Origin of the sequence: Streptomyces sp. NBC_00102, from assembly GCF_026343115.1 — a bacterium.
In the GTDB taxonomy this organism is placed as follows: domain Bacteria; phylum Actinomycetota; class Actinomycetes; order Streptomycetales; family Streptomycetaceae; genus Streptomyces.
The window spans coordinates 90,413-115,784 of sequence record NZ_JAPEMC010000006.1 but is presented as its reverse complement, the minus strand read 5'-3'; the positions used below and the strand labels follow the sequence as shown (position 1 = coordinate 115,784).

At 71.5% G+C, this 25,372-nt stretch carries 23 protein-coding genes; 9 read left to right on the top strand and 14 right to left on the bottom strand.

The genetic code is table 11. The annotated features are described in order from the left end of the window. Window positions 1-179 precede the first annotated feature (179 nt). The 5 genes from OHA55_RS35505 to OHA55_RS35485 form a co-directional block, all read right to left on the bottom strand. Window positions 180-977 carry a family 1 encapsulin nanocompartment shell protein gene (locus OHA55_RS35505; protein ID WP_266714468.1) on the bottom strand — a complete coding sequence of 266 codons (798 nt, stop codon included), beginning with the start codon at window positions 975-977 and terminating at the stop codon, window positions 180-182. Next, window positions 977-2,068 (bottom strand): Dyp-type peroxidase, encoded by a 1,092-nt coding sequence (locus OHA55_RS35500; RefSeq protein ID WP_266714466.1) that lies wholly within the window; start codon window positions 2,066-2,068, stop codon window positions 977-979. The genes OHA55_RS35505 and OHA55_RS35500 overlap by 1 nt, the downstream gene beginning before the upstream one ends. A 131-nt stretch (window positions 2,069-2,199) precedes the next feature. Next, window positions 2,200-3,657, bottom strand: a complete 1,458-nt coding sequence (gene gndA / locus OHA55_RS35495) for an NADP-dependent phosphogluconate dehydrogenase (RefSeq protein ID WP_266714464.1) — start codon at window positions 3,655-3,657, stop codon at window positions 2,200-2,202. 85 nt (window positions 3,658-3,742) lie between these two features. Then, a complete protein-coding gene (locus OHA55_RS35490) occupies window positions 3,743-4,306 on the bottom strand; it encodes a DUF5709 domain-containing protein (RefSeq protein ID WP_266714462.1) in 564 nt (187 codons plus the stop codon). Between the two features lie 312 nt (window positions 4,307-4,618). Next, window positions 4,619-5,209 (bottom strand): GNAT family N-acetyltransferase, encoded by a 591-nt coding sequence (locus OHA55_RS35485; protein ID WP_266714460.1) that lies wholly within the window; start codon window positions 5,207-5,209, stop codon window positions 4,619-4,621. Window positions 5,210-5,445: 236 nt separating this feature from the next. On the opposite strand from OHA55_RS35485, the gene OHA55_RS35480 reads away from it, so the two are divergent. Next, window positions 5,446-7,002, top strand: coding sequence for a carboxylesterase/lipase family protein (locus OHA55_RS35480; RefSeq protein ID WP_266714458.1), 1,557 nt, complete (start codon window positions 5,446-5,448; stop codon window positions 7,000-7,002). A gap of 91 nt (window positions 7,003-7,093) precedes the next feature. Then, window positions 7,094-7,690, top strand: coding sequence for a DinB family protein (locus OHA55_RS35475; RefSeq protein ID WP_266714456.1), 597 nt, complete (start codon window positions 7,094-7,096; stop codon window positions 7,688-7,690). A gap of 55 nt (window positions 7,691-7,745) precedes the next feature. Here the strand turns inward: OHA55_RS35475 and OHA55_RS35470 are convergent, their stop codons facing one another. Both OHA55_RS35470 and OHA55_RS35465 read right to left on the bottom strand, forming a co-directional pair. Beyond that, complete coding sequence (locus tag OHA55_RS35470; RefSeq protein ID WP_266714528.1) at window positions 7,746-8,855, bottom strand: protein kinase family protein; 1,110 nt, start codon at window positions 8,853-8,855, stop codon at window positions 7,746-7,748. Between the two features lie 223 nt (window positions 8,856-9,078). Further along, entirely contained in the window at window positions 9,079-9,768 is a 690-nt protein-coding gene (locus tag OHA55_RS35465; protein ID WP_266714454.1) for an SDR family NAD(P)-dependent oxidoreductase, read from the bottom strand. A gap of 284 nt (window positions 9,769-10,052) precedes the next feature. Here OHA55_RS35465 and OHA55_RS35460 point away from each other — a divergent pair, with 284 nt between their 5' ends. Next, the gene (locus tag OHA55_RS35460; protein WP_266714452.1) at window positions 10,053-11,213 is read left to right on the top strand and encodes an alpha-lytic protease prodomain-containing protein; all 1,161 of its coding nucleotides are present in this window, start codon (window positions 10,053-10,055) and stop codon (window positions 11,211-11,213) included. Window positions 11,214-11,377: 164 nt separating this feature from the next. Here the strand turns inward: OHA55_RS35460 and OHA55_RS35455 are convergent, their stop codons facing one another. The 4 genes from OHA55_RS35455 to OHA55_RS35440 are packed head-to-tail and all read right to left on the bottom strand — an operon-like array spanning window position 11,378 to window position 15,959. Continuing rightward, window positions 11,378-12,736, bottom strand: a complete 1,359-nt coding sequence (locus OHA55_RS35455; protein WP_266714450.1) for a GH1 family beta-glucosidase — start codon at window positions 12,734-12,736, stop codon at window positions 11,378-11,380. A gap of 20 nt (window positions 12,737-12,756) precedes the next feature. Next, on the bottom strand, window positions 12,757-13,596 hold the full coding sequence (locus OHA55_RS35450) for a carbohydrate ABC transporter permease (RefSeq protein WP_266714526.1): 840 nt from the start codon (window positions 13,594-13,596) through the stop codon (window positions 12,757-12,759). Window positions 13,597-13,624: 28 nt separating this feature from the next. Continuing rightward, the gene (locus OHA55_RS35445) at window positions 13,625-14,635 is read right to left on the bottom strand and encodes a carbohydrate ABC transporter permease (protein WP_266714448.1); all 1,011 of its coding nucleotides are present in this window, start codon (window positions 14,633-14,635) and stop codon (window positions 13,625-13,627) included. A gap of 10 nt (window positions 14,636-14,645) precedes the next feature. Next, window positions 14,646-15,959: a sugar ABC transporter substrate-binding protein gene (locus OHA55_RS35440; protein WP_266714446.1), complete on the bottom strand. Its 1,314-nt coding sequence runs from the start codon at window positions 15,957-15,959 to the stop codon at window positions 14,646-14,648. Between the two features lie 142 nt (window positions 15,960-16,101). Here OHA55_RS35440 and OHA55_RS35435 point away from each other — a divergent pair, with 142 nt between their 5' ends. Then, the gene (locus OHA55_RS35435) at window positions 16,102-17,457 is read left to right on the top strand and encodes an ROK family transcriptional regulator (RefSeq protein ID WP_266714444.1); all 1,356 of its coding nucleotides are present in this window, start codon (window positions 16,102-16,104) and stop codon (window positions 17,455-17,457) included. Window positions 17,458-17,591: 134 nt separating this feature from the next. Beyond that, the gene (locus OHA55_RS35430; protein ID WP_266714442.1) at window positions 17,592-18,077 is read left to right on the top strand and encodes a GNAT family N-acetyltransferase; all 486 of its coding nucleotides are present in this window, start codon (window positions 17,592-17,594) and stop codon (window positions 18,075-18,077) included. A gap of 60 nt (window positions 18,078-18,137) precedes the next feature. On the opposite strand, the gene OHA55_RS35425 is transcribed toward OHA55_RS35430, so the two are convergent. Continuing rightward, window positions 18,138-18,536 (bottom strand): hypothetical protein, encoded by a 399-nt coding sequence (locus tag OHA55_RS35425; RefSeq protein ID WP_266714440.1) that lies wholly within the window; start codon window positions 18,534-18,536, stop codon window positions 18,138-18,140. Between the two features lie 232 nt (window positions 18,537-18,768). On the opposite strand from OHA55_RS35425, the gene OHA55_RS35420 reads away from it, so the two are divergent. Continuing rightward, window positions 18,769-18,930, top strand: coding sequence for a hypothetical protein (locus OHA55_RS35420; protein ID WP_266714438.1), 162 nt, complete (start codon window positions 18,769-18,771; stop codon window positions 18,928-18,930). A gap of 35 nt (window positions 18,931-18,965) precedes the next feature. Here the strand turns inward: OHA55_RS35420 and OHA55_RS35415 are convergent, their stop codons facing one another. Continuing rightward, on the bottom strand, window positions 18,966-19,829 hold the full coding sequence (locus OHA55_RS35415; RefSeq protein WP_266714524.1) for a LysR family transcriptional regulator: 864 nt from the start codon (window positions 19,827-19,829) through the stop codon (window positions 18,966-18,968). Window positions 19,830-19,978: 149 nt separating this feature from the next. On the opposite strand from OHA55_RS35415, the gene OHA55_RS35410 reads away from it, so the two are divergent. The 3 genes from OHA55_RS35410 (at window position 19,979) to OHA55_RS35400 (ending at window position 24,068) form a co-directional block, all read left to right on the top strand. Then, entirely contained in the window at window positions 19,979-20,989 is a 1,011-nt protein-coding gene (locus OHA55_RS35410) for an NADP-dependent oxidoreductase (protein WP_266714436.1), read from the top strand. 217 nt (window positions 20,990-21,206) lie between these two features. Then, complete coding sequence (locus OHA55_RS35405; RefSeq protein WP_266714434.1) at window positions 21,207-22,580, top strand: NAD(P)/FAD-dependent oxidoreductase; 1,374 nt, start codon at window positions 21,207-21,209, stop codon at window positions 22,578-22,580. A gap of 207 nt (window positions 22,581-22,787) precedes the next feature. Next, complete coding sequence (locus tag OHA55_RS35400; RefSeq protein WP_266714432.1) at window positions 22,788-24,068, top strand: peptidoglycan DD-metalloendopeptidase family protein; 1,281 nt, start codon at window positions 22,788-22,790, stop codon at window positions 24,066-24,068. On the opposite strand, the gene OHA55_RS35395 is transcribed toward OHA55_RS35400, so the two are convergent. Then, on the bottom strand, window positions 24,058-25,143 hold the full coding sequence (locus OHA55_RS35395; RefSeq protein WP_266714430.1) for a DMT family transporter: 1,086 nt from the start codon (window positions 25,141-25,143) through the stop codon (window positions 24,058-24,060). The two genes, OHA55_RS35400 and OHA55_RS35395, sit on opposite strands and share 11 nt — an antisense overlap. Window positions 25,144-25,372 lie beyond the last annotated feature (229 nt).

The following is a 25,372-nucleotide window of genomic DNA, read 5'->3' as shown; positions in this document are numbered from 1 at the left end:
TTTCGCCTTGGTGGACATCCCGGCCGTGACCGGCACGGGAGACGAGTATCGACCAGATCGTCCCGGGGCGTGGGCGAGGGGTGGGTACGCGGGGCAATTGCCCGCCGAAGACCTGTTGTGTCACCGGTACGGCGAGATGGCAGTGGGACGAGTGAGACGGGTGGGACGAGTGAGGCGGATCAGGCGATGAACGGAACCACTGCCTCCGGTGTCAGCAGGCGGAAGGTGAAGGCCTGCTGGAAGTACAGGTGCACGACCGCGGCGTCGTGGCTCTCGTAACCGATGGACAGGTCCTGGGCCAGCCGCAGTTCGAAGTCCCCGCCCCGGGTGGACAGCAGCACCCCGCCCTTGATCGCGGGCGCCCACAGGATCGGGTCGTCCAGCTGGCGGCCGATGTGGGTGGCCACCGGGTAACCGTGGTCGGAGGTCTCGGTCGCCTCGGTGAAGGCGTCGGCGCCGAGCAGCAGCCGGTACGGGCCGTCGACGCCGGCGAGCCGCAGCCGGGTCAGCGCCTGGCTGACGGCCGTGGGATAGTCGCGGGCGTCGGCGGGCAGCGGGAGCGGATCGTGCGAGGAGCCGTCCCGCAGGCCGGCGATCCCGGCCGCCGGGTACCCGTCGATGATCGCCATGTCCTCGGCGAACGCACAGGTACGGGCGGCGTCCTTGACAGGCTGCCAGTCGCTGTCGTCGGAACCGCGCTCCACGTCGTCCACGGCCTGCCGGGTCACGCTGAACGGCACCCGCCACTCGATCACCGGCATCGAGGTACGGGCCTGCGCCAGCACGTCCGGGGTGGGCGGGTCGATGGGCCGCAGATGGCCGTCGCCGACCGCGGCGAGCGTAGGACCCTCCGGATCCGTGACGTCGACGACCCTGCGGCCCGCGACATGGCGGGTGAACGTCCGTCGCGCCTCCTCCTCGATCTGCTGCCAGGCGGCTTCGGTGACGGGGGCGAGTTCTCGGTGCAGATTGTTCATCACTGGGCGCTTTCTTGCAGGCTGCCGATGCGCAGCGAACCGTCGCCCGGCAGGGCGGGGAGGCCGGAGCCGCCGGGAAGTGCCGCCGAGGACAGGACAGGCGGGGCTGTGGTCTCCGGCAGCGGCCGGGTGCCCGACTCCGGGGGAGGAGGGGGCGGGGCGTCGAGGAAACCGGCGGCGGGAGCGTAGAAGAGCGTGCCGGTGACCGCCGTGGAGAAGTCCAGGATGCGGTCGTGGGTAGCGGGCGGTTCTCCGAGGAACATGTTGCGGAGCATCCGCTCCGTGATCCCGGGGTCGGCCGCGTACCCGATGAAGTACGTACCGAACTCGCCCCGGCCGAAGCTGCCGAACGGCATGTTGGCGCGCAGGATGTCCCGCTCGGTGCCGTCCGGGTCGGTGATGGTGTTGAGGGCGACGTGCGAGTCGGCCGGCTGGACACCCTCGGGCAGTTCGACGTCGTCCGCCTTGGTACGGCCGATGACCCGCTCCTGCTCCTCGGTGCTCAGCGCCTTCCAGGCGGCCATGTCGTGCAGGTACTTCTGCACCACGACATAGCTGCCGCCGGCGAACGCGGGGTCCTCGTCGCCCACCAGCGCGGCCGTCCGGGCCTCGTCGCCCACAGGGTTCTCCGTACCGTCGACGAATCCCAGCAGGTCACGGTGGTCGAGATAGCGGAACCCCCGCGTCTCGTCCACGATCCGCACCGACCCGCCGAGCCGGTCGAGCAGCTGCGCGGCCCACTCGTGGCAGACGTCCGCCCGCTCGGCCCTGATGTGCAGGAGCAGGTCCCCGGAGGTGGCCGGAGCGGTGTGGTGCGGTCCGCGCAGCTCCTGGAACGGATGCAGCAGCGCCGGCCGCTCGCCGCCGAAGAGCCGGTCCCAGGCCTGGGAGCCGAAACCCAGCACGCAGGAGAGCCCGGCGTCCGGGAAGCGGAAGCCGAGGGACCGGGCGATCGACGCGACCTCCGGCAGCACGGACCGTACGGCCTCCTCACCACCGGGCTCGACCGTGGCGACGAGGATCAGCGCCGCCTCGGTGAGCGGGGCGACCACGGGCTGCACCTCGACGGGGTCCGGAACGGCATCGGGCATCGCGCGCACTCCAGCGGTGGGGTGGGATCGGAGCTTCGGGGCTACTGCCACTCACCCACAGGCGGGACCGGGCCGCACCCGGGCACGGCCCGTCCGGGCACGGCCCGTCCGGGCACGGCCCGTCCGGCCGGTCAGCCCGCGTCGACCTCCGAGCGGTCGCCGCCCCACAGCGTGTGGAACGATCCCTCCCGGTCGGTGCGCCGGTAGGTGTGGGCACCGAAGAAGTCCCGCTGCCCCTGGGTCAGCGCCGCCGGCAGCCGCTCGGCCCGCAGCCCGTCGTAGTACGAGAGGGCCGCCGCGAACCCGGGCGTCGGCACCCCCTGCCGCGCCGCCTCCGCGACCACCGCCCGCCAGTCGTCCTGCGCCGCGCCGATCTCCCGGGCGAAGTCCTTGTCGGAGAGGAGGCTCAGCAGCTCGGGGCGGCTGTCGAAGGCCGCCCGGATGCGGTCCAGGAACGCCGCCCGGATGATGCAGCCCGCCCGCCAGATCCCCGCCACGGCGCCCAGCTCGACGTCCCAGCCGTACTCCTCGCTGCCCGCACGGATCTGGTGGAAGCCCTGGGTGTACGAGACGATCTTGGACGCGTACAGGGCCTGCTCGACCCGGTCGGCGAACGCCGCGGCCTCCGCCTCGGGCAGCGCGGACGGGGTGGGCCCCGCGAGATCGCGGGCCGCCTCGCGCAGGTCGGCGTGGCCCGAGAGCGACCGGGCGAACACCGCCTCCGCGATGCCCGAGACGGGGACACCCAGGTCGAGGGCGATCTGCACGGTCCAGCGCCCGGTGCCCTTCTGCTCCGCCCGGTCCTGCACGACGTCGACGAACGGCTTCCCGGTGGCCGCGTCGGTATGGGCCAGCACCTCCGCCGTGATCTCGATCAGATAGGAGTCCAGCCGGCCGGTGTTCCAGCTCCGGAACACCTCCGCGATCTTGGCGGGGGAGTAGCCCGCGACCCCGCGCAGCAGGTGGTACGCCTCGGCGATGAGCTGCATGTCGGCGTACTCGATGCCGTTGTGGACCATCTTCACGAAGTGCCCCGCACCGTCCGGACCGATGTGGGTGGTGCACGGAGTGCCGTCCTCGGCACGGGCCGCGATCTTCTCCAGCAGCGGGCCCAGCGACTCGTACGACTCCGCCGAACCGCCCGGCATGATGCTCGGCCCGTTCAGCGCGCCCTCCTCGCCACCGGAGATGCCCGTGCCGACGAAGTGCAGCCCGCGTTCCCGCAACTCCTTCTCGCGGCGCCGGGTGTCCTCGAAGTGGGCGTTGCCGCCGTCGATGACGACGTCGCCCTTCTCCAGCAGGGGCGCGAACTCCTGGATCACCGCGTCCGTGGGCTCTCCCGCCTTCACCATGACGACCAGCCTCCGGGGCCGCTCCAGGGCGTCGACGAACTCCTGCGGCGAACGCGCGGCGACGAAGTCGCCCTCGCCCCCGAACTCCTCCACCAAGGCATCCGTCTTCGCCGTCGTGCGGTTGTGCACGGCGACGGTGAGACCGTTGCGCGCGAAGTTCCGGGCGAGATTGCGGCCCATCACCGCGAGTCCCGTCACGCCGATCTGAGCGGTTCCGGTCGAGGTGGTGCCGGTCATGGGGGTGCTCCTGAGCTCTGGGAAGTGGCTGTCTCGGTCTGCCCTGCCGCGTCGTGCCGCGTCCTGCCGTACTGTGCCGGGCGCCTCAGCGGGTGCGGGCCGGTGCGTCCTCCTCGGGCGCGGCGGCGGAGTCGGCGACGGTGTCCGCGGTCCCGGGATCGGAGTCGGGCGGGGTGGCGGGGTCCCATTCCGGGAGCCACGGCTCTTCGTCGGGCACCACGTGCATGGCCGCCTCCTCGGCGGAGGCTGCGGCCCCGTCGACGCCGACGTCACTCGCGGTGAGCGTGGCCGGTACGGTCCCGTCCGCCTGCTGCGTGAGCCTGCCGGCACGGTCCGTACCCACCTCGTCGTCCCACGGCTCGCCCTCACCGTCGGGCAGGTCACCGGCTCCGTCGCTGTCGCTCGCGGACACCTCCGGCCGCTCACGGGCGAGTCTGCTGTCGAGCGACTCCCCGTCCTGCTGCTCGGACGCGGTGGTCCCCACGTCCTCCACGGCCCACGGCCGCTCGGGCGGCGAATACCCCTCGTCCAGCGCGTCGCCGAGGTCGGAGTCCACGAGGGTGTCCTCGATGTCCAGCTGTTCGTCGGGGTCGGACGCCTGCTCCGGCTGGGGCTGATAGACGTCGTCCCCCCGGTCGGTGTCGCTCATTGCGTGTCCTCTCGCCGATGGCGGAGCCGTACCGTCCCCTGCCGCAATTGCACTCCGGTCGTGCGCCCGCCGCAAAGGGAGGATCTCCGCAGGGGCCGGGGTGGCGGCGCCCCGGGGACGCGTATGCCCTGATCGCGGCGGCCGAAGCACCCCGCGCAGCCACCGGCAGGGTTCTGTGCGGCCCGATGGCACCGCGCGGTCCGCCTGCACCCTGCGGGCCGATCCCGCCACTCGGGAAGCTTCCGCCCGCCCACTCCAGGATCGGCGGCCCGGCCACCCGTCGCCACGGGGGCGCGGGCGGAACTCCGCCGCCTACGGCCTGCCCCGGTGGACGGACCACTCGTCCGCGGTCACCGCCATCAGGGTCTCGTCGTTCCACACGCCTTCACGGAGCTGGGCCCTCGGACGGACGCCCACCACCTGGAAGCCGACCTTCCGGTACACCCGAAGCGCCCGGTGGTTGGTGCTGTACGCCTCCAGGGACACCCGTCGCAGGCCGAGCGACTCGAAGGCGTGTCCCACGATCAGGCGCGTCGCCTCCGTACCCAGGCCGCGCCCGCGGCCGGCGGCGGCGATCAGGGTGCGGAAGCTGCAGGCACGCTCGGCGGGCGACCACTCGTTGAGGACGACCTCGCCGACGAGTTCGCCGGTGGCGCGGTCGGTCACCGCGAGATCGAGACGGTCGTCCTGCGCGTTGCGCGAGCCGTACCACGCGCGCAGAAGCTCCGGGGTCAATTCCGTGCCGGGGTCGAAGGTGAACCGGACCACCTCCGGGTCCTCCAGGATCTCGATCATCCGTGGGGTGTCCTCGACGGAGAACGGACGCAGCAGCGCCCTCTCCCCGACGAGCACCGGCTTGACGGCGAAGCCGGACGGTGCGGAAGGCGTCACGTGTGCGGTCATCGGAGCATCCTCGACGGACAGCCGTGGCAGAGGCAACCGGATAGTGACGTTCCGGCCGAGCAACGGGACCGGAGCCGCGGCGCCCGCGGAAACTCCTCGTCGGGAGGCTCCGGTCGCTCATTGACATCGCAACCGCGTCAATCGCCCCGGGTTCGGTGTTGGCGCCCGTACCGCGCCCGTCGGCAGGATGAGCACCCGCCCTCGGACGACCGGGCGGCGAACAGGGGGAGAAGTAAGTGGATGTGTTCACGACGAAGTCCGGAGCGGTGCACGGAAGACCGGCCGAACGGGATCCGCGCGTCACGGCCGTGCTCGGCATCCCGTACGCGGCCCCGCCGTTCGGGCCACGCCGGTTCCGCGAGCCCGGACCGGTCCCGGCCTGGGACGGCGTCCGCCCGTGTCTCTCCTTCGGCCCGGTGGCCCCGCAGTCGGCCGAACTCCCCGGCGCCCCGGGCTGGAAGCCCGGGGACGAGGACATCCTGACGGTCAACGTATGGACGCCGGGAGAGCCCGGCGAGGCGCTCCCCGTCCTGGTGTGGATCCACGGAGGCGCCTTCGCCTTCGGCTCCTCGGCCCAGCCCGACTTCGACGGCGCCGCCCTGGCGGGGCTCGGCCTGGTCGTCGTGAGCTGCAACTACCGCCTGGGCTTCGAGGGGTTCGGCCATGTGCCGGACGGCAGCGGGAGCGGGGACGTCCGGGAGGTCTGCCCCGACAACCGCGGACTGCTCGACCAGATCGCCGCCCTGGAATGGGTGCGCGACAACATCGCCGCCTTCGGGGGCGACGCCGACCGGGTCACCGTGGCCGGCCAGTCCGCCGGCGCCACCTCGGTCGCCTGCCTCATGGCCGTGGAGCGCGCCCGCGGTCTGTTCCGGCGGGCCGCCCTCCACTCCGCTGTCAACTCCTGCGCCACGGCCGAATCGGCCGCCCGCACCACTCGGGAGGTAGCCGGGGCGGCCGGTATCCCCGCCACGAGGGAGGCGCTGCTCGCCGCACCTCCCGAGGTGCTCGTCGCCGCCTCCGACGCCGTGGTCGAGGCGTGCCGCCGAAACCCCGAGAGCGGCCGCCGTCACCACGACCCGGCGATCTTCGGGCCGGTCGTCGACGGCGCACTGCTGTCCGCCGACCCGCTGACCGCCGCGTCCACCGGCGCCACCCGGAGCGGTGTCGAACTCCTGGTGTGCCGCACGACGGAGGAGTACACCCTGTTCGAAGCGGTCGGCAGCAGCGCGGACATCGGTACGGAGGACCGACTCGACGTCTTCGCGCGGGACTTCGGGCTTCCCGCCGCACTGGTCCGGGGTTACCGGGACCGTACGGCGGACACGTCCGTCCGCGAGACGTACCTGGCGATCCAGGGCGACCTGTGCTTCGCCGAGTACGGCGACCGGCTCGCCGAGGCCCATGCGCGGGCGGGCGGGACGGCCTTCCTGGCGCACTTCGACCGCAGGTCAGGCGGTTTTCCCGCTCGGCCGGTCCGGGCCTGGCACTGCGCGGACGTTCCGTTCGCCTTCGGCACGCTCGACGACGAGAACGTCCACTTCCTCGTCGGAGGACCGCCGGGCGAGGCCGACCGCGAACTCTCCGCGCGCATGATGCGGTCGTGGGCGGAGTTCGCCGCGAGCGGCGACCCGGGGTGGGGACGGCTCGGGGCGGGCGGCGCCCCGGACACGCATCACTGGCGTACACGTGAGGAGCCGGGCGGACAGGGGCCTTCCCCCGAACGGGACTCGTACGCAGGGGGGTTGCGTGCGCTCTGGCGCGAGGCGGGACTGCCGCTCCTGACTCCTTGAGCGGCTCGCCGCAGGGCAGGCGTGGACCGTGCGGAGGGAGGCCGGGAGAGTTGCTCGACGGGTTGTCGGTGCGGAGTGCGAGACTGCCCGGATGAGTCGGTCACAGCCCAAAGACGATCTGCGGTCCTACCTCCAAGAAGCACGCGACACCCTTCTGCTGAAGCTGGAGGGGCTCTCGGACTACGACGTCCGCCGCCCCCTGACACCGACCGGAACCAACCTGCTGGGCCTGGTCAAGCACCTCTCGGGCGTCGAACTGGGCTATTTCGGGGAGACGTTCAAAAGGCCCTCCGACGAGCCCTTCCCGTGGCTCGACGAGGACGCCGAGGACAACGCCGACATGTGGGCGACCGAGGACGAGAGCCGCGAGGAGGTGGTCGCCCGCTATCGACGCGTGTGGCAGCACTCGGACGCCACCATCGCGGCGCTGCCCCTCGACGCACTCGGTGTCGTGCCGTGGTGGTCCGAGGCGAACCGCGAGGTGACGCTCCACAAGATCCTCGTGCACGTGACCACCGAGACGCACCGGCACGCGGGCCACGCCGACATCGTCCGGGAGCTCATCGACGGAGACGTCGGCTACAGGTCCCAGGGAGACAACCTCCCGGAGGGCGACGCCATGTGGTGGAAGGGGTACGTGGACCGGCTGGAGCGGACCGCGAGGCTGTTCCGCCCCGACGAGGGCTGAGCCCGGTCCGCGGGCGGCTGCCGTGCGGGCTTGCCCGCCGGAGGGGCGCGGCAGCTCAGGACCCCGGCAGCCGCGGCGGGGGCGTGGATCGCCCCGGGAGGGCGGCGACCGACTGCCGCTCGATCTCCTCGGCCGGGAACGGTGTTCGCTTGCTGTCGGCGAGCAGACGGCGGAAGAAGGAGTCGACGACGACGGTAGGACGTGCGTGGCGGTCGATGACGGCGGCGATCTCGGGAGGGACGTCCACGGGGCGTCGTCCCGCGATCCAGTCGTCCAGGAAGACTTCGCGTTCCTTGTCACCGCGCACACCGTCGAGCACGTGGTACCGGAGCAGATGGCTCGCGGCGTAGCAGCGGTCGTACGCGAGGTGACGCGAGAGGAATTCCGACTCGTCCGCCGAAAGGGCGAAGCGGGAACTCAGGGCCAGGCCGAAATCGGTGAAGTACAGCCGGTGGCCATCGGTCAGGACATTGGCGAAGTGGGCATCGAAGTGGACGAGTCCGCGAGAACGCATGAAGGCGGCCCCACGCATCAGGGACTCCTCCACCCGGCACAGGGGCGAGCCGTCCCCGCCTTCCCGTACGGCGGCCCCGCGGCGCTCGGCCAGCCATGCGGCGAGTGTGTGCTCCACGTGCTCCAGGAAGACCACCAGGCTCCACGAGGACCGGCCGACGGCCTGCAGCCGGTCACGAACGGCGGATGATCCCTCCCAGTGCGCGACCGCACCCTCCAGCCCCCCGAACCCGTCCATGAACCCCTCGGGAGGGGAGTCGGGCAGAACCCGCCAGTGGTACATCAGAGGGAATCCCGCGAACTCGTCACCGAGCACCCAATTCGTGGTCATGGTGTGCACGGCAAGCTCCCGCCAGGCACCGAACCCGGCAGAGCCCACCCCGTACTGGTAGAACAGCGGCAGTCCGAAGATGTTCGCCGTCGACCGCGCGTTCTCCGGGCGCAATTCCGTGTCCGTCAAAGGGATCCGTTTGAGGAAGACCCGCGTTCCGCCGACGTCCAGCTCGGCCGACCTGCCACCGATGCCCGACCCGAGCGGGACGGTGGCCGCCACGGCTTCCGCGAGCCGGTGGTCGCTGAGCAGGGAGAGCCGTGTGCTCACTTCCCCGTAACAGGCCAGGCGCGCGGCACGTGGTGAAACCTGTTCCCGCATCTCCCGCATCGACGCTCCTCGCCGCCCCCGACCAGGGCTTCCTTAATCCCGGTCACAGCACGGAGCGGGCCCGTAGAGGTCGTCCCTCGATTCCGGGAAGCGGGACGTGGGGCAAGGTCCGTGCGCGCCCGCTTCTCGGGTCACCTTCGAAGAACCGTACTGCCGTTACCGCTGCAGGGCCCCGGCCGGGCAGCATCGCGGATGCCGTCGTGAGCCTCGTCGCCTACCAGGGCAGCGGGCCCGCCACGTCGAAGTAGCCGCCGGTCGGCCCGTCGGTCCCCTGCTGAGCCATCCGGACGATGATCTCGGCGCCCTGTTCGACGGTCTGCGGGCCCGCGTGCCGGTTCAGGTCGGTCGCGGTGTAGCCGGGTTCCACGGCGTTGATCCGCATCCGCGGGAACGCCTTGGCGAACTGCACGGTGAGCATGTTGACCGTGGTCTTGGAGGCCGGGTAGGCGACCCCCGGGTACCCCTTGCCGGCCTGGGACAGCGAGGCCAGGCTGCTGCTCACGTTGACCACGACCGGAGCGACGGAGCGTTCAAGCAGCGGGAGGAAGGCGTGGACCACCCGGACCAGGCCGAAGACGTTGGTCTCGAACACCTCCCGCATCACGTCGGCGGTCAGTTCCGCGGCGCCGATGATGTCGCCACCCTGTGACCTCACCTCGACTCCGGCGTTGTTGACGAGGACGTCCAGGCCGCCGGCGGCCTCGATGGTGGCCGCAGCCGCGGCGACGGACGCGTCGTCGGTGACGTCGAGTTGCACGAACCTGGCCCCGAGCCCGGCCGCGGCTGCCTTGCCCCGCTCGGCGTTGCGCGCTCCCACATAGACGGTGTGGCCGGCGGCGACGAGGCGGCGGGCGGTCTCGTGTCCGAGGCCCTTGTTGGCGCCGGTGATCAGAGTTGTCGTCATGGGGAACAGCCTCCCTCCGGGACGGGGCGATCGGCCAGTGGTTTCCGTCCGGCCCAGTGGTTTCGGTACGGCCACGGGTCACACGTCCAGCCGCGTAGTCCCTTTTCCGCCAGGCCTGTTGGGAGGGGCATCGGATCCCGTACTTGGCATGGACCTGACCATTCTGCTGCGTTAGGGTCGTCGCGTGCACGCTCTGAGAGCGCTCTCAACCGGGTACCCCGGCGGCGCTCGCGGACGCCTCCTGTTCCACCCCCACGTACCGGAACACCTGAAGGAGCACTTCCTTGAAACATCTGACAACCGTGCGCGCGGCCCTGTCCGCCCTCCTCGTCGTCGGCGCCTGGGCGGCCATGGGGCCTGCCCCGGCATCGGCGGCCGACAACGTTTCCCCCACGCCTGCCGCGGTCGAACAGCCGGCCTCGGCGGGGCTGCTCGCCGCGATGAGCAAGGACCTCGGCCTGACCCCCGCGCAGGCCAAGGCCAGGATCGCGGCGGAGAAGACCGCCACCGCCCAGGAGCCGGTCGCGCGCCGGGCCGCCGGGGCCTCGTACGGAGGGTCCTGGTTCGACGCCGGGACCGGCAGGCTGACCGTCGGGGTCACCGACGCGAAGGCCGCCGCCGCCGTACGAGCGACCGGAGCCGACACCAAGCTCGTCGCTCACACCCAACGTGCCCTGGACCGGGCCAAGTCGAGCATCGACAAGCTCGCCGCGCCCGACGGTGTCGCGAGCTGGCACGTCGACGCGGAGGCCGGGGCCGTGGTGGTCGACGTCGTCGCCGCCTCGGCGAAGGACGCCGAAGTCCGCTCGTTCCTGGCGGACGCTCGCACCACAGGACTCGTGACGGTACGTGAAGTGTCCAGGGCACCGCAGACCTTGGCCGCCGGTACGGTGGGCGGCGACCCCTACTACACCGGCAACGTCCGCTGTTCCATCGGCTTCTCGGTGAACGGCGGGTTCGTCACCGCCGGGCACTGCTCGGGGGCCGGTGCGGCGGTCAGGGGCTGGGACGGATCGGCCATCGGCAACTTCCAGGGCTCGACCTTCCCCGGCGACGACTACGCCTGGGTGAACGTCGCCAACGGCTGGTGGACGGTGCCGGTGGTCCTCGGCTGGGGCACTGTCTCCGACCAGCTGGTACGCGGCTCCAACGAAGCTCCGGTCGGTGCCTCCATCTGCCGCTCCGGCTCCACCACCCACTGGCACTGCGGCACCGTGCTCGCCAAGAACGAGACGGTCAACTACAGCCAGGGCGCGGTGTATCAGATGACGAAGACCAACGTCTGCGCCGAAGGAGGCGACTCCGGCGGCTCGTTCATCAGCGGCGACCAGGCCCAGGGCGTCACCTCCGGTGGCTGGGGCAACTGCACCAGCGGCGGCGAGACCTGGTACCAGCCGATCAACGAGATCCTCAGCCACTACGGCCTGACGCTCACCACCGCCTGACGTTCACCACGGCTTGACGCTCCCGGCAGGCTGTCGGCGCCCCGGAAGCACCCCGCAAGCACCCCGCAAGTGTCCCGGAAGCGCCCCGGAAGGAGAATGACAGGGCCCCGGCCGCGCGACGGAAAGGTGTCGCGCGGCCGGGGCCCGCTCCCGGAGGAGTGGCGTCAGGCGGAGTCCGCCACTCGCCCGGAGGACAGCTCGCGGACGATCTCCGCGTACCGGCGTCCGCTGGTCTTCACCGTACGGCGCTGGGTCTCGTAGTCGACGTGAACCAGCCCGAACCGCTTGTCGTATCCGTAGGCCCACTCGAAGTTGTCGAGCAGTGACCACGCGAAGTACCCGGCGAGCGGGGCGCCCTTGGCGACCGCCCGGCCGCAGGCGGCCAGGTGCTCCTCCAAGTACCGGGTGCGCTCCGGGTCGTGGACCGACCCGTCCGCCGCGACCGTGTCCTGGTAGGCCGAACCGTTCTCGGTGACGTAGATCTTGCTCGCGCCGTACTCCTCGGTCAGGCGGAGCAGGAGCTGCTCCAGGCCCTCCGCGTGGACCTCCCAGTCCATGTACGTGACGGGGGCGCCGGGCACCGGGACCTGCCTGGCGTGCGGGACGGGGCCCGACTCGTCGGCGGTGACGACCTGGCGGAAGTAGTAGTTCAGGCCGATCCAGTCGAGTGGGGCGGCGATGGTCTCCAAGTCACCCGGCTGCACCGGCAGTTCAACCCCGTAGAGGTCGAGCATGTCCTGCGGGTAGCCGCGGCCGTGGATCGGGTCGAGCCACCAGCGGTTGGTGTGCCCGTCGGCGCGGACGGCCGCCGCGATGTCGGCGGGGCTGTCGCTGGCCGGCTCGATCGGGGAGAGGTTGTTGACGATACCGACGCGGGCACCCGGAGAGGCGGCCCGGATCGCCTGCACGGCGAGGCCGTGGCCGAGGTGGAGGTGGTACGAGGCGCGGACGGCGGCCGTGAGGTCGGTCAGACCCGGCGCCATCTTGCCCTCCAGGTGGCCGATCCACGCCGAGCAGAGCGGCTCGTTGAGGGTCGCCCAGTCCTTCACGCGGTCGCCGAGGCGCTCGACGACGGCGGTGGTGTACGCCGCGAAGTGCTCGGCGGTCTCGCGGACCGTCCAGCCGCCGCGGTCCTGCAGGGCCTGCGGGAGGTCCCAGTGGTAGAGCGTGGCGAAGGGCGTGATCCCGTTGCCCAGGAGTCCGTCCACCAGCCGGTCGTAGAAGTCGAGGCCCTTCTTGTTGACCGGGCCGTCACCGCCGGGGACGATGCGCGGCCAGGCCAGCGAGAAGCGGTACGCCCCCGCGCCGACCTCCTTGATCAGGCCGATGTCCTCGGGCACCCGGTGGTAGTGGTCGCAGGCCACGTCGCCGGTGTCGCCCCCCGCCACCTTTCCGGGGGTGTGGGAGAAGGTGTCCCAGATCGAGGGGGAACGGCCGTCCTCCGCGACGGCTCCTTCGATCTGGTACGAGGCGGTGGCCACTCCCCAGGTGAAATCGGCCGGGAGGGCGTTGAGGTCGTTCACGAACTGCCTTTCTGAGAAGGTCACTTGACAGCGCCCGCCGTGAGGCCGGCGACGAGGTAGCGCTGCAGCAGGAGGAACCCGGCGACGACCGGGACGCTGACGACGAGTGAAGCCGCCATCACCTGGTTCCAGTACACGTCATTCTGGGTGGCGTATCCCTGGAGCCCCACGGCGAGGGTCCTGGTCGAGTCGTTCGTCATCACCGAGGCGAAGAGGACCTCGCCCCACGCCGTCATGAACGCGTACACGGCGACGGCGACGATGCCCGGCACGGCCGCCGGTACGACGACCCGGAACAGGGCGCCGATGGGACCGCAGCCGTCCACCTTGGCGGCCTCGTCCAGGTCCTTCGGGATGGAGTCGAAGTAGCCGATCAGCATCCAGATGGAGAAGGGGAGCGAGAACGTCAGATAGGTGAGGATGAGCCCGCCGCGCGAGCCGTACAACTCGATGCCCGTGCTCTTGCCGATGTTCACGTAGATGAGGAACAGCGGCAGCAGGAAGAGGATGCCGGGGAACATCTGGGTGGAGAGCACCGTGACGGTGAAGACCCGCTTGCCGCGGAAGGAGTAGCGGCTCACCGCGTACGCCGAGAACACCGCGATGATCACCGAGGCGACCGTGGCCGAACCGGCCACGATCAGCGAGTTCCCGAAGTACTTCGCGAGCGGGACGGTCTTCCAGATGTCGAAGTACGGCCGGACCGTGAGGCCCGAGGGTATCCACTGGAACTTGCCGGACACGTCCTGGAGCGGCTTGAGCGAACTGCTGACCATGACGTAGACGGGCAGCAGCACGAAACCGGTCAGCAGGGTCAGGACGATCCGCCGGGTCCAGACGAAGGACGCCGGCGCCGCCATCGGGGAACGGCGCTTGTGAGTCGTGGCGCTAGACACCGGAACCCTTCTTTTTGCGTGAGGTCACCAGCAGGTAGACGGCCGTCACCAGCAGCAGGAAGAGCAGGAGGAGCACGGACATGGCCGAGCCGGTGCCGAAGTTCCAGGTGACGAACGACGACTGGTAGATGTGCAGCGAGATGAGGTCCGCGTTCTTGGGGGCCGCGCGGCCGAAGAGCACGAACGGGGTGTTGAAGTCGTTGAAGGTCCAGAGGAACAGGACCAGGACCAGCACCTGGTTGACCGGCCGCAGCGACGGCAGGGTGATCTTGCGGATCTGCTGCCAGATGCCGGCGCCGTCGATGGAGGCGGCCTCGTACAGCTCGCGCGGGATGTTCTGCAGCCCTGCCATCAGGATGAGGAGGGCGAACGGCCAGCCCTTCCAGACCGAGACGATCAGCAGCGCGTAGAAGCTGTTGTCGCCGATCAGCCAGAAGGACGGCTGGTCGGTGAGGCCGAGCTGGTCGTGCAGGACGTGGTTCACCAGGCCGTTGTCCCGCTGGAACATGAACGCCCAGGTGATGACGGCCGCGTAGACCGGAAGCGCGTACGGGACGAGGAAGATCGCCCGCAGTACGCCCCGGCCCTTGAAGCTCTCCTGGAGCATGATCGCGGCCGCCACGCCGAACAGCCAGGACAGGCCGACGGCGAAGAAGGTGAAGACGCAGGTGACGAAGAAGGAGTGGAGCAGGGCCTCGCCGATCGGGGCGTCGAAGTCGACGGCGATGCTGTAGTTGTCGAGGCCGGTCCAGGGCGCGTTGCCCCAGTTGCTGATGAAGAACTGGGTGAGCTGGCGGAAACTCATCACGATCCCGACGATCATCGGGATCAGGTGGACGAGCAGTTCGAGCAGAACAGCCGGGAGGAGCAGGAGATAGGGCAGTCCGCCGTTGCGGATCCGGTCGGGGATGCGCGGCAGTCTCCTGCGCGCACCCCCGGTGCCCCGGCCCCCACCGCTGTCCGACTTACCGACCCGGGGGTCGGCGGTCACGGTGGAAGTCATGGTTCGAACCTCACTGCCCCATGGTCTGCTGGGCCTTTTCGAGAGCCGCCTTGACGGTCTCGGTGGTCACCGGCTTGCCCGCCGCGGCGTCGGCCCACAGGTCCTTGACCGCAGTGCCCACGGCCGTCTCGAACTGGGACTCGTTCGGCACCTGCGGGAGCGGGGCCGCGCTGGTGGACAGGGTGTCGCGCAGCACCGCGAGGTCGTTCACGCCGAAGGCCGCGTCCTGCTGGGCGGCCTTGACCGGCGGGATCGCCCCGTAGGTCTTGTTGAGGAGCTTCTGCTCCTCGTCGCTGGTCATGAACTTCACGAACTTCTTGGCGCCGTCGATGTTCTTGGTGTTCTTGAACACCGCGATGTTGATGCCGGCGACCATGGAGTTGGTCTGCTTGTCCTGGCCGGGGGCCCCGGAGGGGACCGGCACGGGGGCGACGCCCCAGTCGTCCGGCGTCATGCCCTGGGCGGCGAAGGTGGTGGCGGCGGCCTGCCACAGCACCATCCCGGTACGGCCCTTGGCGAAGTCGGTGAGCGACTGGTTCTGCGCGTACTCCGCGTTGCCCGGAGCGATGATCTTGTCGTTGGCCATGAAGTCGACGTACTGCTTCACGGCGGCGACGGCACCGTCCGAGGTGAAGGTCGGCTTGCCGGAGGAGTCGAAGAAGTCGGCACCGTGCTGCTTGCCGAGGACGAACACCTGGTGGATGTTGTTGGAGAGGTTGCCGCCCTCGGCGCCCAGACCCCACTTGCCGTCCTTGGACAGCTTCTTGCCGTCCGCGACCAGCTCGTCCCAGGTCTTCGGCGGCGTCGCGATGCCGGCGTCCGCGAACATCTTCTTGTTGTAGTAGAGCGCGTACGCCAGCGAGTACAGCGGCACCGCGGCGGGGTCCTGACCCTCCGCACCGGCCGAGGCGACCGCCGACTCGACGAACCGGTCCCGGCCGCCGATCGCGTCGAAGTTCTTCGTGTCCCAAGGCAGCAGCGCGCCGGAGGCCTGCAGCGAGGCGGACCACGTGTTGCCGATGTTCAGCACGTCCGGGCCCTGACCGGAGGTGGTGGCGGCGAGGATGCGGTTGAGGAGGTCGGACCAGGGGACGACCTCCAGCTTCACCTTGATGCCGGTCTGCTCCTCGAACTTCTTCAGCTCGGGGGTGAGGATCTTCTTGTCCGCCTCGACGCTCGGCCCCTGGTTGGAGGCCCAGTAGGTGAGCGTCTTCGGCGACTCGTTGCTTCCGCCACCCGAGTCGGACCCGCCTCCGCAGCCGGTGACTCCGGCGGCGATGGAGATCGCGAGGGTGGCGGCTGCGGCGGCTCTGATGTTGCGCATACGGGATGGCCCCTTTCCGGGGATGGCTGCGTTCGGGAACCGAACGGCCTCCATGACTTAATTTATGCCGTGATCTAAGAGCTGAAGGAAGGTCGCGTCAAGGGGTTGGACCGGGGTATGTTGCGTGAAGGAAGGGAGCAACATGGCCGAGCGCAACAGACGGACCGTGCGTGACCTGCGACGGGGCAACCGGGCAAGGGTATTGCAACGGTTGTATTTCGACGGCCCGCTGAGCCGCCAGGAGCTCGCACCGGCGACCGGACTGAGTTCAGGTTCCATCAGCAACGTCGTCGCCGAACTCGTCGCCGAGGGCGTCCTCGAAGAGGCCGGGATCGTCGACTCGGACGGCGGCCGGCCACGCACCCTCCTGCGGGTCGCGCCGGGCGGCGGCCTGCTGATCGGCATCGACATCGGCGAAACCCGGGTACGCGTCGAGCTGTTCGACCTTGCCCTGACCGAACTCGCGCGCACCGAGCGCCCGTTGGCGCAGCACGGGTACGACGTCGAGCGCATCGTGGGGCATGTCCGGGCAGCCGTCGCGGACGTCCTCGCCGATGCGGGAGCCGACCCGCACCGGCTGCTCGGCATCGGCATCGGCGTCCCCGGCATCATCGAGCGTCACCACCCCTCGGGGAGCGACCGTCCGGACGGAGCCGGGGCGGTCGTGCACGGGCAGACGATCGGCTGGCGCGCCGTCCCCTTCGAACGGCTGCTGCGCGAGGCCGTCGACATCCCGGCCGAGGTTCCGTTCTTCATCGACAACGGTGCCAAGACGCTCGGGCAGGCCGAGATGTGGTTCGGTGGCGGACGCGGCGCGGACGCCGCCGCCATCGCCCTCATCGGCTCCGGCGTCGGCGCCTGCGTGAACCGGGGCGGCGTGCTGGACGAGAACCGCACCAGCGTCGCGCTCGAATGGGGCCACACCACCGTCCAGTTGAGGGGCCGCCGGTGCCGTTGCGGTTCCATCGGCTGCCTGGAGGCGTACGCCGGCGGTGAGGCGATGCGCGAGCGCTGGTACGAGGCCGGCGGTCCGCTCCCCGTGGACACCGACGATGAAGCGGCGCTCGCCGCCCTCCTCGCCGCCGCCTACCCGCCCCCCGGCGGCCCGGAACCCGACCCCGTCGCGGTGGCCCTGCTCGACGAGACCGCCGAATGCCTCGGCGCGGCCTTGGCGGACCTCGTCAACCTCTTCCTGCCCCAGCGCATCCTGCTCGGCGGCTGGGCGGGACTCCTCATCGGCCCCCATCTGCTCCCCGCGATCCGCCGCTACGCCGACGAGTACGCGCTCCGCCACGCCGCGGCCCGCGTCACCATCGAGATGGGCCGGCTCGGCCCGGACGCGGTCACCGTCGGCGCGGCCACCCTGCCGCTCTCCGACTTCCTCGCCCGCGGCGGCAGCCGCCCCGCCCCGTCGCCCGCCCCCGACGATCTCCCTGGCCCCGCCCGTAACCCGGCCGCCGCGGTACGCGCCAGGGCGGTGGTCGCCGAAGGCGTGTGACGCGAGAGGGGAGGTGGGTGGCGCCCCGGCCGGAACGTGCCTGCCGGGCGCGGCCCGGCAGGGTCCGCGCCGAGCCCCGCCCGCGGGACGGCGGCGGCGAGACCGCAGATCGACGACCGACTAAGGTCGGAACCATGTCCCCTTCACCTCGGCCCGCGCCCTCCCACGCCCTGCGCCCCGCGACCCGCGCCGACCTGCCCGCGGTACTGGCCCTCCTCGCCGACGAGGACCGCGTGGTGGACCCGGCGGCGGTAGTGGTGACGGAGGCGTACGAGCGCGCCTTCGCTGCCATCGACGCGGACCCGCGCAACGAGATGCTGGTCCTGGCGGAGGACGACGGCAGCGGCACGGTGGTGGGATGCCTCCAGGCCACGTACATCCCGGGGCTCGGCAAGGGCGGCGCCGAACGGGCCTTGCTCGAAGCGGTACGGATCCGCGCGGACCGGCGCGGGGGCGGCCTCGGCCGGACCCTCATGGAACAGGCGGTCGCACGGGCGCGAGCGCGGGGCTGCGCGCTGGTCCAGCTGACCAGCAACAAGCAGCGCCGGGACGCGCACCGCTTCTACGCCGCCCTGGGCTTCGCGCGCAGCCACGACGGGTTCAAGCTCGCGCTCCACTGACCCGGTCCTGAACCCGCCACCGCGACGAGCCGGCCGAGGCACGGATCACGTGTCCCGGGATCACGTGTCCCTGAGGGAGCCCCTTCGACCGCCCGGGACCTTCTCCGAGCGGGGATTCACGGTCACCGGGCAGAAGTTCCACAGCTCCACCCCGGCGGTGAGCAGTGCCACCGCCGCGCGCTGTTCGTCGGAGCTCCATGCGGCGGTCTCGCCTCCGAACAGCTTCTCGTAGGCGCTGTCGTGCACAACCCCCTGCTCGGGCAGCCGATGGACCTCGTCGAGGCCGCGGGCCAGGTCCTCGAAGAAGTTCCACGCTTCGAGTACCGCACTCGGCGGAACCTTGCGGCGCGCCGGATCCTCCAGCCAGTGCTGGACACGGACGAGCTCCAGCGTGGCGGCATCCGGAGGGACCGGCCGCCCCTGCCGACTCGCGTACACGCGTGCCTGCCGAACAGTCACGAACACCGGCACTCGCCGGTGACCGTTCCCGGCCGACGCGTATACCCGGTCGAGGTCGTCACCCTGCCCACCGATCCACAGGACCACCGCGCTGCGGTCCAGGCCGCGGACCCGGTACGCGTAGGGGATCCCGCCTCCGTGACGGAACCCTGGTCCACCTGCGTCTGCCGTCCCGATCGCCGCCACGCCCTCATACTGACACGGCTCGCGGGATCCGTCGCCGCATTTTTCCGTGGCGTCCGGGGCGGCGAGCACCAGCCGCCTCGCCCTCGCCCACGTGTGGATCACGCGGGCGATCGCCGCCGACGAGACCAGGCAGCCGGCCCCGCACCATCATCTCTGGCGGCTCGATGACGGGTTGCTCACCGACCGCGAGGAACGCGAGCGCGGGTGAAGGGGGGGCGACGGGCAAGCTCGAAGTCGCCGCCTTCATCCTTCGTCCGTGACGGGAAACCCGTGCTGATGCGCCCTCAACTCCCTCACTGCGGAACGCACTACGGCGGACGTGGCCAATTCGGGCGTGGTGACGAAGCCGATCGTGCGGGACGGCCGGTCAGGTCCCAGGCCGGACACCACGACCGACTCCGGCGCTCCGGTCAGGGACAGCGCGGGCATGATCGCCATGCCGTGGCCCCCGGCCACCAGGGCGAGAACCGCTCCGTCGTCCTCGGCCTCGACGGTCGCCTCCGGTATCCAGTCCTGCGCGGCCCACCAGTCGCGGGTGTACGAGCCGCAGTTCTCGGCCCAGTCCACCAGTGGGAGCGAACGTGGAGCGGTGTGACCTGCCGTGTGCACCAGGGCGTACGGCTCCTCGAAGAGCCGGTTCGCGACCAGACCCGGCGGGAGCGGCGTCGAGCCGTCCAGTGTGGTGACGGCCATGTCGGCTCTGCCGTCCGCCACTTCGCCCGCCGCCCCGCGCCCCGTCTCGCGGACGATACGTACCCGGGGAACGATCCCCGGATGCCGCTCGCGCAACCGCTCCAGGACGGGAGGCAGCAGATGGAGAGCCGCGCTGCGGAAAGCGGCGATCCGCAGCGGCCCCTCCACCGCGCCGGACCCCGCCGCACCGCGTGCCTCGCCGGCCATGACGTCCAGCAGCCGGAGAATGCGGCGGGCGTAGGCCACAGCCGTCTCACCGGCAGGCGTGGGACGGGCTCCGGCGCGGCCGCGTTCGAAGAGAACCGCGCCGACCTTGCGCTCACTGCCGCGGACCGAGTGGGAGACGGCCGACTGGGTCAGACCGAGCCGCACGGCCGCGGCCGAGAAGCCGCCGGCCTCCGCGACCGCCACCATGACGCGCAGTTCGTGCGGGGCGAGATCGGACGGGGGCGTGCGGGCCACGGGCGGTTCACCTCGGTGTATGAATACGATTCATGGAACGGCGCCCCGTATGAGCCCAACGGGCTGCCGGCCGGGAGCTTTGGCATCCTACGGTCCGGGGCATGAACGAGATCGCGCTCACCGTGCACCAGACCGCCCGCCCTCAGGGCTTCCCCACCGCCGAGGACTTCACCTTCGTCGAGTCCCCGATACCCGCAGTGCCGGCCGGCGGCGCACTGGTGGAGAACCTCTACTGGTCCGTCGACCCCTACCACCGCGAGATGATGGACGACGTCCCCGGCGGATTCGCGCTCGGGACCCCGTTGGAGGGCCGCGCCGTCGGACGCGTCATCGCTTCGCGCACACCCCTGCTGACCGAGGGGGAGATCGTGTTCCACCGGAAGGGCTGGCGGACGCACTCGGTGGTCGCACCCGAGGAGACCCGGCGGCTGCCCCGCTTCGACGGGGTGCCCCTGAGTGCGTACCTGAGCATCCTCGGCGGCACCGGCCTGACCGCCTACGTGGGCCTGACCCGCGTCGCCCGGCTCCGGGAGGGGGACGACCTGTTCGTGTCGGCCGCCGGCGGCGGGGTCGGTACGGCCACCGGGCGCTTCGCCCGGCTGCTCGGCGCCGGACGGCTGGTGGGGAGCACGGGATCGGCGGCGAAGGCCGAGCACCTCGTCCGCGAGGTCGGCTACGACGCCGTCTTCGACTACCACGACGGGCCCGCCGCCGAACTGCTCCGCAAGGCCGCACCGGACGGTATCGACGTGTTCGTCGACAACGTCGGGGGCGAGCAACTGGCCGCAGCAGTAGGTGCGTTGCGCGAGTTCGGCCGGATCGTCCGCATCGGTACCCTCAGCCAGTACAACACCTCCCTGACGCCCCCGCCGGACTTCAACTACGCGGACATCGTGGAGAAGAGCATCCGTATGGAGGGCTTCCTGGTCAGCAATCACCTCGAACTCCAGGAAGAACTGTACGAGTTCGCGGTCCCGCATCTTCAGAGCGGGCGGCTCGTTCCGGACTCGACGGAGGTCGACGGGTTCGAGCACATCGTGGACGCGTTCCTGGGCATGCTGCGCGGCCGGAACACCGGAAAGATCATCGTGCGCGGCCTCACGCAACCGTAGCGGTCCGGCACGGCCACCCATTGCCGGAGGAGTAGGTCCACGCGGACGGGCGCGGGCTCACGGCACCCCCGGCGGTCCTCGCGCGCACCGGGACAGGGAGAGCAGAATGGCCCGGTGGCCGTCCGGGGAGCGGGTGGAAGCCTGGGCCGGGACGTGGAGGGGGCGCCCAGCACGGCGGCCCGGTGTGGTGCGGACGCGATGCACGAGGGGGTATTCCATGGCACGGGTCGCGGTGATCGGGGCGGGGATCAGCGGGATGGGGGCGGCGCTCATGCTCGGCCGGCGGGGCCACACGGTCACGCTGTTCGAGCAGGATGCGAGGGCCGCCGGAGACGACCTGGACCAGGACTTCTTCCACTGGAGGCGGCCCCGGGTCCCACAGGCGGACCAGCCCCACTCGCTCCTCGCTCCCGTACGGACGGTGCTGCGCGCCGAGATGCCCGACGTGTACGCCGACCTGCTGGCGCGAGGCGCGCGGGAGTACCACGAGTTCGACTGGTTCCGCGAGCATCCGCCGCACCGGGCCGGCGACGAGGAACTGGTGACCCTGCGCACCCGCCGCATCGTGCTGGAGGCGGCCCTGGCCGCCGCCGTACGGCGGGAGCCCACCGTCGCGTCCCGGGCGGGCTGCCGGGTGGACGCCCTCGCCGTGCAGCCGGGCCACCGCGGCCGGGTCACCGGCGTGAGGGTGGGGGAGGAGACGCACCGGGCCGACCTCGTCGTCGACGCGTCCGGCCGGCGCTCACCGGTGCCCCGCTGGCTCACCGCGGCGGGCTGCCGTCCGCCGGTGGCCGAAAGCCATCGCACCGGGATCGCCTATCTGTGCCGCTGGTACCGCCTGCGGCCGGACGGGCCGCAGGACCCCGGGCGGGTGAAGACCGGCTCGGCCGCACCGTTCGCGCTCGCCGGGGTCTTCCCCTCCGACAACGGAGTCTTCGCCGCCAACCTCGTCCTCTCCACGGGCGATCCGACCCGCGGCGCGCTCGCCGACCCGGCGGTCTTCGAGGCGGCCGGCCGGCTCTTCCCCGCCATCGCCGCCTGGCTCGATCTGGCTCCCGAACCGCGGTCGGCCGTCCTGGCGATGGCCGGTCTCGACAACCGCTGGACCGCCCTCGCCGGTGACGACGGGCCCGTCGTCACCGGCCTGGTCAGCGCCGGGGACAGCCTCATCCACACCAACCCCACCCTGGGCCAGGGAACGGCCCTCGGGCTGCGTGCGGCCCAGTACCTCGCCGCCCACGCCGACGGGATCGCCGCCGACCCCACCGTGTACCACGACTGGACGGCCCGGACCCTGCGCCCGTGGTTCGACGGGCAGGTGGCGGCCGACCGTGCGAACGGGCTGCGCCTCGCCGCGAGTTCACCGATCTCGGACCACCGGGTCGCAGCCCGGGCCGCCTGCGCCTTCGACGATCCCGTCGTCATGAGGGCCCGGGCCCAGGTGCGCCACCTCCTGCTCCACCCCCACGAGGCGTACGGCACCGAAGAGGTGGAACGGCACGTGAACGACTGGCTGGCCGCCCGCCCGGAGTTCACGCCCCGGCACGACGGACCGACCCGGGCCCAGTGGGACGCCGTCGTCCCCGCGTGATCGATACTGGGTGACGGCGGTCACCTCCCGTCACCCGCATGCGGCCACCGTGCTCCAGGCCCTGGTCAGAGACTCCGCAGGGGCGTCGCGGACCGTCCGGCCCGGTACCGGGGGGATGCCGGTGAGGCCGCGTACTTGTCACGAGCCTTTGTACGCCCTTAAGTTGACGCCTGAACTGTGTCCACCTGCCAGCGGGGGAGCCTCATCATGGCCGCGAACGGACGGCATCGCAGATACCAGCCGAGTCGGATCAACCGGGCGTCGCTCACGGTGACGGCGGGAGGAGCGGGGATAGCCCTGCCGCTGATCACGGCTGGCACCGCACACGCCGCGTCCGTGGACACGTGGGAGAAGGTCGCCGCCTGCGAGTCGACGAACAACTGGCACATCAACAGCGGCAACGGCTATTACGGCGGGCTCCAGTTCAGCGGGTCCACCTGGGCCGCGTACGGCGGCACCGCCTTCGCGGCGCGCGCGGACCTCGCGACCAAGGACCAGCAGATCGCGATCGCCGAGAAGGTCCTCGACGGACAGGGCCCCGGCGCATGGCCGGTCTGCTCCGGGCGGGCCGGGCTGACCCGTGACGACGCAGGGTCCGGGACGGTCGCGCAGGCCCAAGGGTCGCGCCCCGCCGTCTTACCGGCCACGACCAAGCAGACAGCCACACAGACCCCGAAGAAGACCCCGGCCGCCACCGCCGGGCAGGCGCCGAAGAAGACCCCCGCCGCCACCCCCACCACCGTGCCGGGCAAGCGCGAGGCGTACACCGTGGCGAGCGGCGACTCGCTCTCCGCCATCGCCTCCGCCCAGCGGGTCCAGGGCGGCTGGCAGCGGCTCTACACCGACAACCGCTCGGTCATCGGCGAGAACCCCGATCTCATCTTCCCAGGCCAGCGGCTCGACCTCGCACGGACGGGAACCGGCACATCCACCGGAACGCCGAAGGCGTCGGCCCACCCGGCCACGAAGCCGGCGGCCACCAAGCCCACGGCTACGAAACCCGCCGCCACCAAGCCCGCCGCCCCGAAGCCCGCGAAGGCGAAACCGGCGGCCGAGGCCACCCCCGCCAAGCAGTCGGCGAAGGCCCCCGCCATGGTCGCCCCCGTACAGGCGGGCCTGGGCACCCCGTACCACCAGGCCGGCTCCTGGGCCAGCGGCTACCACACCGGCGTCGACTTCCCGGTCGCCACCGGCACCTCGGTGAAGGCGGTGGCCAAGGGCACCGTCGTCTCCGCAGGCTGGGCCGGCGCGTACGGCTACGAGATCGTCATCCGCCACGGCGACGGCAAGTACAGCCAGTACGCCCACCTGTCCGCCCTCAACGTGCGCGCCGGCCAGTCCGTCTCCGCCGGGCAGCGCATCGCCCGGTCCGGCTCCACCGGCAACGCCACCGGCCCGCACCTCCACTTCGAGATCCGGACCGGACCCGCCTACGGATCCGACGTGAACCCCCTCGCCTACCTGAGGGCCGGTGGGGTCAAGGTCTGAACCCGGGGGCGGCGGACGCGGGCCGGCCCACCCCCGGGGAGCCCGCCCGCGTCCGCTCGGCCCTGCCGGATCCCGCGGCCGGCGGCTCGGATTCCCCGGCACCCTCCGGCAGCACCACCGGGCCCCGGCCCCCCTGCCGCGGCCCGGGCGGCCGGCGCCGCGTCGAGCCGGAGTCCGTCCCGTCCGCGGTCCGCCCCTTCGAGGTCCGCCCCTCCGCGGTCCGCCCGTCCTGTCGACCGCGCTCCGCGGCCAGCCGCTGCGTCGTCAGCAGCACCAGCCCCGCCGCCGCCAGCGCACCGGCCGCCAACGCCAGGAGGGTCCCCAGCAGCCCGAAGCGGAAGTGCTCCCCGAAGAGCGTGAGCCCGACCACCGCGGCCACCACGGGGTTCACCACCGTCACCGTGGCCAGCGGCGCGGTCAGCCCCGCACCCCGGTACGCCGCCTGGGAGAGCAGCAGACCAGCGGCGGCGAACACCGCGATGACCAGCAGCGACGGGAGCCCCTCCTCGAGCGCGCCCGAGGTCCACTCGACGGCGACCGTCTTGGTGAACACCGAGGCCATACCGAACGCCACACCCGCCCCGGTCGCCAGCACCACGCTGCGCATCATCGGCCGCTGGGATCCCAGCCCCTGGCCCGCGAGGAAGAGCGCCGCCACCGCACCGAAGGTCGCGGTCGCCAGCAGCAACTGATCCGCACCGCCCAGCGCGTGCGACTCGGAGCTCCCGGTGAGTGCCAGCAGCCCGGCGAGACCCACCGCCGCCATGACGGCCCCGCGCCACGCGGTGCGCCCCGCCGACCGTCCGACGAAGAGCGCCGCCATCGGCAGCGCGAAGACGATCGTCAGCGCCCCGAGCGGCTGGACGAGGCTCAGCGGGCCGTACGCCAGCGCCACCACGTGCAGAAGCGCCCCGGCGCCGTTGAGCCCCACCGCCGCCCACCAGGCGGAGTTGCGCAGCGGCGCGTACGAGCGTCCGTCCCCGCCGGAGGCCACCCGCTCCTGGACGATCGCCCCGGCCGCGTAGGCGACCGCGGAGACCAGTGACAACAGCACCGAAAGCGCGAGGGAACTCATGAGACCACGATGTCCTCCGAAAGCCGCCGAGTCGTCGTCCCAGAGGGGGCGATCCGGCGTACTGCCTCCGCAGTACGGGCAGGTGTGCGACGTCCTTCCTTCGACGGTAGCCCTCCTTCGGAAGGACCGCCGGAGGAGTCCCGCACCGCCACCCGCCGTACCCGCAAAGTGACGACGTCACCCACGGACACGTGACGGGGTCTTTCGCGTGAGCCCCGGGTGAGTGACC